A 13,682-nucleotide genomic window follows, 5' to 3' on the forward strand; every position below is an offset into this window, starting at 1 on the left:
CGCATGCGCGGATATGTATCGCGCATCTGACCAACGGAGCATGCGATGACTAAGCAGGACCTTCGGATCAAGACCCGTGACGGTGTGTCGAAGGCCGGCCTGTTCCGCTCGGCCAAGGGCTCCTCGGCCAGGGCCGGTGTCATCCTCTATCAGGACGCCTTCGGCCCGCGCCCGGCGCTGGACGGCATGGCCGAGCGCTTGGCGAGCGAGGGCTATGCGGTGCTGGTGCCGGACCTGTTCTACCGCAATGCGCCCTACGGGCCATTTGACGCCAAGACCGCTTTCACCGAGGAACAGACCAAGGCAGCATTGATGGCGCTGGTCACCGGCACGACGCAGGAGATGACCATCAGCGACAGCGCCGCATTCCTCGATGCGCTCGCCGGCGAAGGCGTCACCGGGCCGATCGGCACCGTCGGCTATTGCATGGGCGGCGCGCGGGCGCTGAACGTCGCCGCGGCCTACCCCGACAGGATCAAGGCAGCCGCCAGTTTCCATGGCGGCAATCTCGCCAGCGATGCCGGCGACAGCCCGCACCGCAAGGCCGCCACCATCAAGGCGCGTGTCTATGTCGGCATGGCGGGCGTCGACAGGAGTTTTCCGCCGGAGCAGTCGACGCGATTGGCCGAGGCGTTCAGGGAAGCGGAAGTCGATCATGTGCTGGAGAATTATGTCGGCATGGCGCATGGCTGGTGCGTGCCCGATCACAGCGTCTATGACGAAACCGGCGCCGAGCGCCATTGGAAGCGATTGACGGCGCTGTTCGCCGAAACGCTGGTCTGAGTTTTCGCGCGGCTGTTCTTGCCTGTTGGCGACCCGACCCGTTCGCGGTATCAGGCAGCCTGAATGATGCCCCCCGAATTGGGCAGGGGCCGAGCGGGAACAACTGGCCTGGTGCAATCCTACGATGTCGTGATCATCGGCGCTGGCGCCGCTGGAATGATGTGCGCCATGGAGGCCGCCAAGCGGGGCCGCTCGGTGCTGATCCTCGACCACGCTGCAACGCCTGGCGAAAAGATCCGTATCTCCGGCGGTGGCCGGTGCAACTTCACCAACATCCACGCCAGTCCGAAGAACTTTATCTCGGGCAATCCGCATTTCTGCATCTCGGCGCTCAGCCGTTACACGCAACGCGACTTTATTGCGCTCGTCGACCGGCACAAGATCGCCTATCATGAGAAGACGCTGGGGCAGCTGTTCTGCGACGGCTCCGCGCGGCAGATCATCGACATGCTGGTTTCGGAAACGCAGGGCCGGGGCGTCGATCTGGCACTCTCTGCCGAGGTCAGGGATGTCAGCAAAACCGTGGAAGGGGTCGTGCTCACCCTCTCCACCGGCACGGTCACTTGCCAGTCGCTGGTCGTGGCGTGCGGCGGCAAGTCGATCCCGAAAATGGGAGCGACGGGTTTCGGTTACGAGATTGCCGAGCAGTTTGGCCTTGCCATCGTCGAAACGCGGCCGGCGCTGGTGCCGCTGACTTTCGATGCCAAAACGCTCGAGCGGCTGGCGCCCCTGGCCGGCAACGCGGTCGACGCGGAAGTCAGCTGTGGCAAGACGCGGTTTGCAGAGGCCATGCTGTTCACACATCGCGGCGTCAGCGGGCCCTCCATCCTGCAAATCTCATCCTATTGGCGCGAGGGCGACGAAATCCGCATCGCCATGCTGCCCGGGGTCGATGTGGCGGACCTCATCCGCACCGCCAAACGTTCCAATGGGCGGCAGGCGGTGCAGACAGTGCTCGCAAATCACCTGCCGAAACGGCTCGCACAATCGATCGCCGAGCGCACCGGGTTCGACGGCAACCTCGCCGATCTTTCGGACGCCCAGATCAAAACCGTCGACGCCGCGGTCAACGACTGGCGCATCAAGCCGGCGGGTTCCGAGGGATACCGTACCGCCGAAGTGACGTTGGGCGGGGTCGACACCAACGGACTGGACCAGAAGACGATGCAGGCGAAATCCGTGCCGGGCCTGTTCTTCATTGGCGAAGTGGTCGACGTGACGGGTTGGCTGGGCGGTTACAATTTCCAGTGGGCGTGGTCGTCGGGCTGGGTGGCGGGGCAGGTGTGTTGAGATTCAGGTGATGCCGGCCCGCAAACGCCGGTGTCCTGCGCTTCCCCGTCCTACTGCGTCGCAGTAGAACTGTGCTCGCGTACTTCAAGTACGCTCCGGTCCGGTTCTCGGAAACCGCCGTTTTCGGTTCGGCCTGACCTGAATCTCAACACGCCTTGAGCCGCCATGCAGCAAAAAATCTTTGCATCACCCCAAGGATTAGCCATTAGCCTTCGTCCAACTGACAAATGATGGCGATGATGCTGGATGAGAGCGAAGCCTCCGACGCCGAACTGATCGGGCGGGCGAAGGGCGGAGACAGAGGGGCCTTCGGCACATTGCTGGAGCGCCACTACGACTTCGTCTATCGTGCCGCCTATCGCTGGTGCGGCAAGAAGGCCGATGCCGAAGACATCGCCCAGGAAGTCTGCGTTCGGCTCGGCAAGGCGATCCGCGACTATCGTGGTGGCGGCGCCTTCACGACATGGCTCTATTCCGTGACGATGAATGCGGCGCGTGACATGATGCGCAAGACCGCGCGCGAGACGGTGAAGACAGAGGCTTACGGCGTCCATGCGCTGATTTCCGGCGAGGCGCCGGCCGAGAGCGAGGATCCGGCCGAGGCGCTCTGGGCGGCGGTGCGGCAGCTGCCGGACAAGCAGCGCGACGCCGTGCTGCTTGTCTATGGCGAGGGCTTGAGCCACGCGGCCGCCGCCGAGGCGATGGCGATCTCGGAGACGACGGTTTCCTGGCACATCCATGAAGCGAAGAAACGGCTGAAGACGCTGATGCGCTCGGCCGGGGAAGTGTGACCATGGTCGACGACAACGAACTCAACAGACTGCGCGATATCGCAGCACCGGCGCCGGGCGAGAGCGCGAAGGCGCGCGCGTTTGAGGCCGCCCTGCGCGCCTATGATCAGGAAAATATTTCTGCCGTCACCCAAGGATCGACCCGCGGCCTTCGTCTCACAGAGCGAGCACAAAAGCTCTGGAGCGAGATCATGCAAAAGAAACTCATTGCCACGCCGGCCATTGCCGGGCTCATCGCCCTGCCGATCGCCGGATACGCCACCTTCCATCTGCTGAGGGAACAGCCGCCCAAAGTCGGCGGCGACGAGAAGATCACCGAGACGCTGGCCGACAAGCCGGCAACCTTGAAGCCGACCGAGCCGAAGCAGGCTCCAACCGAACTGGCGAAGGACAAGAAGGCCGACGCGGATGTCGAAAGCCGCAACGCGACCGACGCGCTTGTAGCGCCGGCTTCGCCGCCCAAATCCGAATCGGCCCAGGCCGGTGGCGCCGCTCAGCAAACTGCGGCGGAGCGCGGGGTGGTGGCCGAGCCGGCACCGCCGGCGCCGACGGGGGAGTTCGCGCTGGATGGAACTGTAAACGCGCCCAGCACATCGCGGGTCGCCCGCATGCCGGCTGCCGAGTCCAAACTGATGGCGCCACAGCCCACCGTGGCACCGGCGGATCAGATCGCGCCGCAAGAGGAAAACCGCAACCGCATCGAGGGCGTCAAGACCAATCCGGTGCACGCGGCACTGGAAGATCCGGTTTCGACCTTCTCGATCGACGTCGACACCGCATCCTATTCCTTCGTGCGCCGTTCGTTGAAGGAAGGCTCCGTGCCGCAAGCCGACACGGTACGCGTCGAGGAGATGATCAATTACTTCCCCTATGATTGGAAGGGGCCCGACTCGGCTTCGACGCCATTCAACTCGACCGTCAGCGTCATGCCGACGCCGTGGAACGAGCACACCAAGCTGATGCATGTCGCCATCAAGGGCTTCGACATCAAGCCGACCGAGCAGCCGAAGGCCAATCTGGTGTTCCTGATCGACGTCTCGGGCTCGATGGACGAGCCGGACAAGCTGCCGCTGCTAAAATCGGCATTCCGGCTGCTGGTCAGCAAGCTGAAGGCCGACGACACGATCTCCATCGTCACCTATGCCGGCGAGGCCGGCACCGTGCTGATGCCGACCAAGGCCGCCGAGAAGGACAAGATCCTCAATGCCATCGACAATCTGACGCCCGGTGGCTCGACCGCCGGCGAGGCCGGCATCAAGGAGGCCTACAAGCTTGCCCAGCAATCCTTCGTCAAGGATGGCGTCAACCGTGTGATGCTGGCCACCGATGGCGACTTCAATGTCGGCCAAAGCGACGACGATGATCTCAAGCGCCTGATCGAGCAGGAGCGCAAGAGCGGTGTCTTCCTGTCGGTGTTCGGCTTCGGCCACGACAATCTGAACGACCAGATGATGCAGACCATTGCCCAGAACGGCAACGGCACCGCAGCCTATATCGACACGCTGGCCGAGGCGGAGAAGGTGCTGGTCGAGGATGCCTCCTCGACGCTGTTCCCGATCGCCAAGGATGTGAAGATCCAGGTCGAGTTCAACCCGAACAAGGTCTCCGAATACCGCCTGATCGGCTACGAGACCCGGGCGCTCAACCGCGAGGATTTCAACAATGACCGCGTCGATGCCGGCGATATCGGCTCGGGCCATTCGGTCACCGCGATCTACGAGATCACGCCGAAGGGCAGCGGCGGCGAGCAGATCGACCCGCTGCGCTATGGCCAGGCTACTGTCAACAATGGCGGCGTCGCCAATGCGGACGAATATGCCTTCGTCAAGATCCGCTACAAGCTGCCGAACGAAGACATCTCGAAGCTGATAACCACGCCGGTGACATCGGCCAACGAGGTGGCGTCCTTCGACCAGGCCAGCACCGACCAGCGCTTCTCCGTCGCGGTTGCCGCCTTCGGCCAGAAGCTGCGCGACGAGGATGCGACCGCGAAGTTCGGTTACGACAAGATCATGGAGATTGCCACTGCCGCCCGAGGAGCCGACCCGTTTGGGTACAGGTCAGAGTTCCTCTCACTCGTGCGCCTTGCCTCGGCGCTGGGCGGTAACCGGTAGTGGCGATGACGGCCGGTTTCTTTCAGATGGGATCGTTCTGATACGGGAAACCGGCCTACGCGCGGGTGAGGCAGGCCGGCGAGGGATTCATTCCCTTGCCGGCCTTTTTTTTGGATCCGTTGATATTCAGGTGATGCCGGCCTGACCTGAATCAACGAATCCTAGGCGCGGCGTTTGCGATCGTTAAACTTCGCGGTATTTCCGGTACCGGATCGCAATGTCCTCTTGTTACACCGGGCATGTTTACAGGGCTTGAGGGAGCCGGAATTGCAGATCAGGACTATCGCCAACTCGCCACCGCCGGCACGAGACGCCTCGGCGGTCTCATCGGCCCCATCAGCCGAATCGAGGCGCATCAGCGACGATGTTGCGCAGGCGCGTCACACCGCCATGTCGGCGCTGACCAACGATCGCTTCCGCGCCATGCTAGAACAGATCACCGATCCGGCGTCATCCGGCACGCTGATGACAATGCGCAGCGACAATGTCGTCGATTTCAAGTCGGCGCAGTCGAGCTACGCCGACAACAGCGAATAATCGAGAATATCGAGTCAGGCCCGGCTGCGGCGGCGCTCGCGGCGGGCTTCGCTGGTCTCAGCGGTGTTTTCCGTCGCCACCTTGTTGCGCATCGGACCGATGCGCTCGACGATCGCCGCTACAGTCGGGCGATCCGCCTTGGTGTGGGCGTCGAGCGCCTTGCGCATCGCGGCAAGGTGCTGGAACGAGGTGCCGCAGCAGCCGCCGACGATCTTGGCGCCGGCATCGACGGCGAGACGCACATAATCCGCCATCAGCTCGGGCGTGCCGGAGTAATGGATCTCGGTGCCGCGGAATTCGGGAATGCCGCAATTGCCCTTGACGATCACGGTCGCCTGCGGCTTCGCCTCCGTCATGTCGAGCAGCGATGCCAGGATATCCGAGGCGCCGACGCCGCAATTGGCGCCAACGCCGAGCGGTGCTTCAGACAGCCCGTCGACGACGCCGTGGATATCTTTCGGCAGCAGGCCCATCATGGTGCGGCCGGCGGTGTCGAAGGAGCCGGTATAGGTGTAGGGGAGGCCGACGCGGATGGCGGCTTCGGCGGCGGCGCGGATTTCGTCGGGCGCCGACATGGTCTCGATCCAGGCGACTTCGGCGCCGCCTTCCTTGAGGCCTTCGATCTGCTCGGCAAAGGCGTCGACCGCCTCGTCATAGGTCATGGCGCCGAGCGGCACCAGCAATTCGCCGGTCGGGCCGACGGAGCCGGCGACGATCACCTTGCGGCCGGCCTTGTCGGCGACGGCGCGGGCGATCTCGGCGGCGCGCTTGTTGAGCGCATGCACTCGGTCCTGCGCATGGTGGAGCTTCAACCGATGACGCGTGCCGCCGAAGGAGTTGGTCAGGATGATGTCGGCGCCGGCATCGACGAAATTCTGGTGCAGGCTGGTGATGGTGTCTGGCGCCGTCTCGTTCAGCAACTCCGGCGCCTCGCCGGCCTCCAGGCCCATGGCGAACAAATTGGTGCCGGTGGCGCCATCGGCCAGCAGCACGCCCTTTTCAGCCAGCAAGGCATCGATCGGATTGGTCGTCGTCATCGGATTGGCTTTCGTGTTTCGAATTCGAATAAGGATATAAAGAAGTCTTTATGTCCAGTCAATGATTTGCCGCGACCTTCCGGCTGGATTGAAGCCCTTGCTCACGATCCGGACGTGATCTCGACCGCGATTTCGGTGCAGACCCCGCCATTGGTCGGGTAATAGTCGACCGAGCAGGCGATGACCACCAGAAGCAGGTCCTGTTCGGCACGCAACGTCACGTTGCCGCCGGGCGGATTGATCGAGGCCTCGACCACCAGCCTGCCGTCCGCTTGCGGCAGGGAGTTCTGGAAAAGATCAACTGGGTCAGGGGCAAAGGACAGCGATATGCCCTCTGCGGCCAACGCCTGCATCAGATTGTCCCGGCAGTTCGGGTGGTTGGGAAAACCGGCGCGCTCGTAAAGCGCGCTGTCGCAGGCGCGGGGTAGAGCATGTCATGCGGGCCGGGCGATGCGTTCTCGACCAATGTCAGCATCGGCTTGGCGGCGGCGCTGTAGAAATGGTCGCCTATCCCCGGAAAGAGCTGCTCAGTGATGTCGCGGGTCTGCGACGTGCTCAACCAGTCGAGCTGATCCCCGGTGGCGAAGGCCCAGAGATCGGCGACCTGTTGTCCCTGCGGGTCGATGATACGGATGAGATCGCCGCGTTTGACATGGATCGAGCGGCCCGATTGAGGAGGGACGACGATACGGCGTGGGTCTGGCATGGGCTGTCCTCTGGCAATGCGGTTGACTTGGCCCTCGGCCATATCACTGGCCAAGGCCTGTCGAATGACCACGATTGCGGTCGCTCAGACAGAGCCTGATAGGAACGACATGCCGGCCAGATTGCGCGCGTAGGCGGCGGCTTCGTGCGGGTTGATGTCGGCGGCGCGGATCAGATTGTCGAAATGCTGGGTCAGCGCCTGGATCGGCTGGGTGGCGTTCAGCACCACATACATGTCGCCAACATAGATGGCGGCGCGGTAGGGGCCGAAGATGGTCAACGGGATCGAATAGCGCATGCGGCCGTCGTAGAGAAACAGGCGGAAGGTCGGGTAGAGATCGTCGAGCAGCGTCGCCATATGCGCGAGCTGCTGCCGGCGGTCAGCCTCGGGAAAACGATCCCAGACGCCGAGGCCGCGCGCGAAAATCTCCAGCGTGTGACGCGGCATGCAGACTTCCATGTCGGTTTCCGGGCGCCGGTTGTATTCGATGCGATACTGGGTCTCGCTGGCCTGCGCCAGGCGGCTCCTGTTGGTGATGTTGGCCTCGTAGTCGACCAGCGCGCGGGTTCGCAGCAGGTCGGGGATGCCGGCCGGCACGTAGCGGATCTTGGTGCCCGCGGCCTCGGCGAACCATTTGGCGAGCAGGGTGCGGTCGAAACCGTCAGGCGCTTCCTCGATCTCCAGGCTTTCGCGGATTTCACCGGTGACGCCCTCGTCCTGGCTGAGGCCGAGCAGCCAGTCCAGCGACACCTTGAATTCGGCGGCGATGTTGAGCAGTGTTTCAGCACGCGGCAAGCGCGTCGAGGCGCCGGACATCAGCTGCGACAGCGCCGACCGATCGATGCCGACAGCTGACGCGAATGCCGACTGGTTGAGGTCGGAGCGTGTCAGGAGCAGCTTCAGACGCTCCCGAAAGATTGCTGATAGGTCGCGTTTGTCCATCGTGCCGTCCTCTGCATCTTGAGGAAAAATTTGCGCCGAAGCGACCCGGCGGGCTGTCTCAGGCGCAAATGAATCCCTAAGCTTGTTTACAATGTGTAACATGTGCAGTCAAAAATGCGCAATCGCAACATTTTGTACACTTTGTCTCGTTGAGTGGAATCACTTCTCCTGACACTATGCTGTCAGGAGCCACTGGGGGTTCCGGCGACTGAGGGACAGTGGTCGATAGCATGACAGGCAAGAGCATCAAGCGACGCAACGCACCGGCCATCGAATGGCCCACCGTGGTTCTCGCATTCTTCTGTTACGGAACATGGCTCGCCACCGGTTTCCTGCTCTGGCCCTCTCATCCCATCCTGGCGCTCGCCATCCTTGGCTTTACCCTGGCATTGCAATCGTCGATCATGCACGAAGTGCTGCACGGCCATCCGACGCGCAGCGCGCTGATCAATGAAGCCTTCGTCTTCCTGCCGATCGGCCTGGTCTGGCCGTTCCGCCGCTTCAAGACGCTGCACTTGCGCCATCATGCCGACGAGCGGCTGACCGATCCGCTCGACGACCCCGAGAGCTACTATCAGGCGCTGTGGCAGCATGACGATTTGCCGCCGCCGATGAAATTCCTCCTCAAGATCAACAACACCATGGCCGGCCGTTTCTTCCTCGGTCCCTGGCTGTCCTGCATCGGCTTCTTCGTCGAGGATGCCAAGCAGGTCACGGCCGGCGACAGAGCGATACGCAAAGCCTGGCTGCTGCATGCGATCGGGCTCGCCATCGTGGCGCCGGTGGTGCAATTCGGCTTCGGCATTCCGCTGTGGCTCTACATTCTGGCGCCGGTCTGGCTCGGCCAGTCGCTGATTGCGATCCGCACTTTTGCCGAGCATCAGTGGTCCGAGCATCCGGAAGGCCGCACGGTGATCATCGAGCGCTCGCCGCTGTCGTTCCTGTTCCTCAACAACAATCTGCACTTCGTCCATCACAAGACCCCGACAGTGGCCTGGTACAACCTGCCAAAACTGTTTCGCGAGCGTCGCGACGAATGGCTGCGGATGAACAATGGTTATGCCTATCCGAACTATTTCGCGCTGATCAAAGCCTACGCCTTCAAGGCCAAGGAGCCGATCGTGCATCCAGTGCTGCGGCGCGCGCCCGAGCACGGCCGGGCGTTCAAGCCACGCATCCGGGCGCGCAGCATCAATGGGCTTGGCAGCGCACCGGTTCCGGCCGAGCCGCCAAAGGAATAATCCCACGCCCGAAACCGTGTCGTCCAATTCTGCTTGGGCGCCGCGTTTTTGCGATTCTTTCCCCGGACATGATGGTTTGATATCGGCATGAGCGAATTGATTGCGGCATTGCCGATGTATGACTGGCCTGAAGTGCGCGGCGAGGTTGACGCGCAGTGGGCACGTCTGCGCGATGCCTTTCGCCAAAAGGGCCTGGATGCCCCGCAGACCATCGTGCGCCGCAATGGCGATCTGCCGCCGGTGCCGGGCGGCATTCGTGATGCCAAGGGTGCATTGATCGCGCCTGATCCAGCAACATTGCCGCCGGACGAACTCGATTTCCACCGGCTTTGGCTCCATCCGGCACTGTTGTTCGCGCAGACCTGCTGGGGACCGATGGAACTCGGCCTGTCCAGGCATGTGCAGGTGGTTGGCCAGCCAAGCTACGACGCCTACGAGGGCGGGCAGGGCGAGCTTTATTCGAGCGCCCTGGTGATGCGGGCAGGCGAGGGGCCTGAGGTTCGATCGCCCTCGGACGGCAGCGCCGTCATTCCGCTCGATCTGATCCGCGGCAAGCGCTTTACCCTCAACAGCCTCGATTCGATGTCCGGCATCATTGCGCTGACGCGCGACCTCGAGGCACAGGGCGAAAGCCTGAACATCTTTTCGTCGTGCAGCGAAAGCGGCGGCCATCGCGGCTCGATCGTCGCGGTCGCCGAAGGCAGGGCCGATGTTGCCGCGATCGACTGCGAAAGCTGGGCGCTTGCGCAGCGTTTCGAGCCGGCAGCGCGGAAAGTCGCGGTCGTCGGCTGGACGGCGCGGCGCAAGGGGTTGCCATTCATCACCGCCAGCACAACGCCGGAAACGACGGTCAGGGCGTTGCGCGATGTCGTTGCAAACCTGACCCGGTCCAAAGTCGGCGCTTAGGCGAACGCTAACCTACATTCGAAATTTCCACGTGCCTTAACCCGTGCCGGATGACTCTTAACGGGAGCGCAACCGGTCAGACTTAGCTTACCTAGAGTTGAGGCGACGGGACATAGGTCAATGGCAAACGGCGTCCTGAACAGGCCGGTGTTCAGCGCTGGGGTGGTGATCCTCGGCGCTTTGGCATTGGTCTGTTTGCTGTTCCCAGCCTTGGCAATCATTGCGGCGTTCAGCCTTATCGGGGCGCCGATCGCGTTTGCGATGCCGATCATCCCTCCGATCTTCATTTTCGTGGTGCTTGTCCGGCTGTTCAACAGAATGCTGGGGGAAGGCGCTGCCTTTGGATGGTTGAAAAGTTTCGCCTGCGCCGCCGCTTTGCTCGCCGTCATCCCTCTTGCGGTCAACGTCATGCTCGAATTGCGAGCGAGAAGCTACGTCTCGAAAGATATCGATCAGCTCAAGGGACCACTTTCCGCGACCACTCTTGCCGTGCGCGCGGCAGCCGATCCCGGCTTGCTTAGAACCGACACGCTTTGCAATGATTTTTGCCTGCGTGCGCTGCTGAGCGGTACGATCAAGCGGCTGATTGTCGTTGAGGCAAACAACGTCGGTGAGGCCATCAATCCTGCAGCCGTCGGCAAGGCGTTTCGGATGGAAAGGCGCGACGCCTGCCCGGCAATGAAACTCGGTCCCGGCGCCTATCCGATCAGGGGCGAAGGCGAAAAACCTACCTACGGACGCGCGATTGCGGCCGACCGCATGCTGCTGCAAATCGCCTCCGGCAATTGCCTTGTCGAAGAAAACGCCAAATTGGGCGAGGCGGATACGATCGTGTCGATCGGGCAGATCAAACATGGCGAAAATGCCTATGCCGCCGGACTCAATCCGCTGGCGGACACCGTTCAGGCCGACCGCATCAGTGTTTCTGTGCGGTCCGACAATGCCTACCGAGAGGTCTATCGTCGGACTGGTGTCGTCACCTACATGCTGTTTCCGCTGCTGTTGCCGACCTATGTCGGCGGCTACCAATTCGAACTCAGAACAGGATTCCAGCGATTCGCGCTGTACAAGAATATTGACAGCAGAAATAAGTACTACGTCGGCCCGGACCGCTCCGATGTATTCACCAAAACGTTCGGAATGAATCTCGCGCTCAGAGATGACGCGGCACCCAAAGCAAGAGATGCGGTTCTTGTCGCGGGCCTGGACCAGCCGGGTAAAATCAATCCGCTTATGGCGGACCTGACTAGCAATTTTTTCAAGGACATCGAGGCGAACAAGAAAATCGACGCCGCGGACGCGGAGCTGGTGCTCAGACTCCTCGCGGATTCGCGATTGCCGATCCCTCAGAATAGTTGGGCGCCGGTTTTGTATTCTCGCGGCATGGCGGGCGACGTTTCGGGGCGTTTTGGAAAGGTTCTGTTCGAGCGGTTGCGTGAAACCAAAATCGTCATAACGAGGGCTATTCCGTCTGGCGACGAACTCGATGCATCTCATGCGGCTGACGCCATCGCGAGGCTTCCTGACGAGGTCATCCGGTTGCACCGCGATGATCTGGAGTGGCTGGCCCGGCGGAAAATGCTGCGTATTCCGGCTTTCAGTGCGTTGGGTCGACTGAATGTGTTTGGCGCGGATGCCGTGCCGACCTTGCTTTATCTGATCGACGACGCATCCTGGTCCACCGGGCGCCCGGCGGGCGAATTGTGGCAACCCGATTATCTTGCCGGCTTGGTCGGACTTTGCGGTCTCGGCATCCAAGGGGCTTCGGCGATTGGACCGGTGTTTGACCGCCTCGACAGCGGCGCGATGGTTAAATCGGGTCACCCCTACAGAGACCTCACAATTCAGGCCCTTGTCGGCTTCGGCTCAAAACCCGAGGACGTCTGGAAACACTTGGGGGCAGGCGATAGTGAAGGCAGTCCAGAGATCAAACGCGCTCAATTCGATGCAAAGGTCGCCGCCGCACAGAAAAAGCGCGATTGCAGATATTGAAAAGAATGCGTTATTGGCCGAGCAGTCTCGCATCCAGCGGGTAGGTTGAAAGCTGCTCGTTGCCGCTGTCCGTGATCAGAATCTGCTCCTCGATCTTGACGCCCTCGCGCCCGCCAAGCCGGCCGATATAACTTTCCACGCACAGCACCATGCCTGGTTCGAGCACGCCGTCGGGCGTGTCCGGTGTCCAGTCGCTGGCATGCGGCAGTGTGGGGTATTCGTCGGCCAGGCCGACGCCGTGATAGAGGACGCCATAGCGGGTCGGGAAACAGTCCCCAGGCGGCACCGCCGAGCGTTCGACCAGATCGCGGAACGAGATGCCGGGCTGCATCAATTCAGTGTTGTGCGTGATCTGGTCGGCGGCAATGCGGAACAGATCGCGCTGTTCATTGGTCGGCTTTGCATCGCCGCACAGCCATGTACGCGACAGGTCGGCGCAGAAGCCATAGGGGCCGATCAGGTCGGTATCGAAGGCGACGAGGTCTCCGGCTTCGATGACGCGCGACGAACATTCCTGGAACCACGGATTGGTGCGCGGGCCTGAGGTCAGCAGCCGTGTCTCGATCCATTCACCGCCGCGCGCAATGTTGCCGCGATGCAGTTCGGCCCACAACTCGTTCTCGGAGATGCCCGGCTTCAGCGCCCGTTCCATCTCGCCCATCGCCGCCTCACAAGCGACGATGGCGCGGCGCATGGCGAGGATTTCGTCCGGCGATTTGATCAGCCGGGCGTTCTCCATCACCGCTTCGCCATTGCCGATGGAGATGCCAAGCCGCGCCAGTTCCTCGACGCCTTCCGGATTGATGTGATCGACCGCGATGCGGCTGTTGCCGCCGCCATGTTCTCTCACCAGGTCGGCGATGCCGGCGGCCCAGCGGCGGACTTTCTGCTCGGTCAGTTCGCCGCCATAGAGATACATCCACGAGATAGCCGGGCGCACCTCGTCGACGACGCCGGAATGGTCGGACAGATGCTCGCAGGAGAAATAGTCGAACAGCACCACCGGCCCTTCGGTGGCGACGAAACAATGCCGCGTCGGGTTGTGCGCCACCCATAGCTGCATGTTGGTCGAGTCGGTGGCGTAGCGGATGTTGACCGGGTCGTAGAGCAGGGCGCCGGCATAGCTACGGCGCTTCAACTCGGCGCGGATGCGCTCCAGCCGGTATTTGCGCATTGCCGGAAGATCGGGAGCGGCAATGCCTGCTGCCGCCCATTCTGTCTCAGCCTGCGCGCCATAGCCCAGCACATGCTGGTTGAGTGACACCGCCTTCTGGCGGGAGGCGTCACGCAGGGCCTCGATCGAGCCGGGTTCGAACGGCATGATCTTGCGGTGGCGACCGAAG

At 62.3% G+C, this 13,682-nt stretch carries 12 protein-coding genes and 1 pseudogene; 8 read left to right on the plus strand and 5 right to left on the minus strand.

Annotation, left to right across the window (positions count from 1 at the left end):
* The first annotated feature begins 45 nt into the window (after positions 1 to 45).
* The 5 genes from HGP13_RS18330 to HGP13_RS18350 all read left to right on the plus strand — a co-directional run bounded on the left by HGP13_RS18330 (position 46) and on the right by HGP13_RS18350 (position 5,515).
* The gene (locus tag HGP13_RS18330) at positions 46 to 783 is read left to right on the plus strand and encodes a dienelactone hydrolase family protein (protein WP_172227929.1); all 738 of its coding nucleotides are present in this window, start codon (positions 46 to 48) and stop codon (positions 781 to 783) included.
* 111 nt (positions 784 to 894) lie between these two features.
* Positions 895 to 2,073: an NAD(P)/FAD-dependent oxidoreductase gene (locus HGP13_RS18335; protein ID WP_172227930.1), complete on the plus strand. Its 1,179-nt coding sequence runs from the start codon at positions 895 to 897 to the stop codon at positions 2,071 to 2,073.
* Between the two features lie 230 nt (positions 2,074 to 2,303).
* On the plus strand, positions 2,304 to 2,864 hold the full coding sequence (locus HGP13_RS18340) for an RNA polymerase sigma factor (RefSeq protein ID WP_095200256.1): 561 nt from the start codon (positions 2,304 to 2,306) through the stop codon (positions 2,862 to 2,864).
* A gap of 2 nt (positions 2,865 to 2,866) precedes the next feature.
* The gene (locus HGP13_RS18345) at positions 2,867 to 4,978 is read left to right on the plus strand and encodes a VWA domain-containing protein (RefSeq protein ID WP_172227931.1); all 2,112 of its coding nucleotides are present in this window, start codon (positions 2,867 to 2,869) and stop codon (positions 4,976 to 4,978) included.
* A gap of 267 nt (positions 4,979 to 5,245) precedes the next feature.
* Complete coding sequence (locus HGP13_RS18350; RefSeq protein WP_172227933.1) at positions 5,246 to 5,515, plus strand: hypothetical protein; 270 nt, start codon at positions 5,246 to 5,248, stop codon at positions 5,513 to 5,515.
* 14 nt (positions 5,516 to 5,529) lie between these two features.
* Here HGP13_RS18350 and bmt read toward each other — a convergent pair whose 3' ends face one another.
* From bmt to HGP13_RS18365, 4 genes and pseudogenes are all read right to left on the minus strand, one after another.
* A complete protein-coding gene (gene bmt / locus HGP13_RS18355; RefSeq protein WP_096446978.1) occupies positions 5,530 to 6,552 on the minus strand; it encodes a betaine--homocysteine S-methyltransferase in 1,023 nt (340 codons plus the stop codon).
* 101 nt (positions 6,553 to 6,653) lie between these two features.
* Positions 6,654 to 6,911: pseudogene (locus tag HGP13_RS37950) on the minus strand (DUF1989 domain-containing protein); the annotation flags it as partial.
* On the minus strand, positions 6,905 to 7,300 hold the full coding sequence (locus HGP13_RS37955; RefSeq protein WP_348647064.1) for an urea carboxylase-associated family protein: 396 nt from the start codon (positions 7,298 to 7,300) through the stop codon (positions 6,905 to 6,907). The gene HGP13_RS37955 and the pseudogene HGP13_RS37950, both read right to left, overlap by 7 nt.
* Before the next feature lie 42 nt (positions 7,301 to 7,342).
* Entirely contained in the window at positions 7,343 to 8,200 is an 858-nt protein-coding gene (locus HGP13_RS18365; RefSeq protein ID WP_172227935.1) for a helix-turn-helix transcriptional regulator, read from the minus strand.
* A 230-nt stretch (positions 8,201 to 8,430) separates the two neighbouring features.
* On the opposite strand from HGP13_RS18365, the gene HGP13_RS18370 reads away from it, so the two are divergent.
* From HGP13_RS18370 to HGP13_RS18380, 3 genes are all read left to right on the plus strand, one after another.
* Positions 8,431 to 9,441, plus strand: a complete 1,011-nt coding sequence (locus HGP13_RS18370) for a fatty acid desaturase (protein WP_172227937.1) — start codon at positions 8,431 to 8,433, stop codon at positions 9,439 to 9,441.
* An 87-nt stretch (positions 9,442 to 9,528) separates the two neighbouring features.
* Complete coding sequence (locus HGP13_RS18375) at positions 9,529 to 10,347, plus strand: PhnD/SsuA/transferrin family substrate-binding protein (protein ID WP_172227939.1); 819 nt, start codon at positions 9,529 to 9,531, stop codon at positions 10,345 to 10,347.
* A gap of 120 nt (positions 10,348 to 10,467) precedes the next feature.
* Entirely contained in the window at positions 10,468 to 12,339 is a 1,872-nt protein-coding gene (locus HGP13_RS18380) for a hypothetical protein (RefSeq protein WP_172227941.1), read from the plus strand.
* A gap of 10 nt (positions 12,340 to 12,349) precedes the next feature.
* Here HGP13_RS18380 and HGP13_RS18385 read toward each other — a convergent pair whose 3' ends face one another.
* On the minus strand, positions 12,350 to 13,660 hold the full coding sequence (locus tag HGP13_RS18385; protein WP_172234762.1) for a Xaa-Pro peptidase family protein: 1,311 nt from the start codon (positions 13,658 to 13,660) through the stop codon (positions 12,350 to 12,352).
* Between the last annotated feature and the right edge of the window lie 22 nt (positions 13,661 to 13,682).

The organism is Mesorhizobium sp. NZP2077, from assembly GCF_013170805.1.
GTDB lineage: Bacteria > Pseudomonadota > Alphaproteobacteria > Rhizobiales > Rhizobiaceae > Mesorhizobium.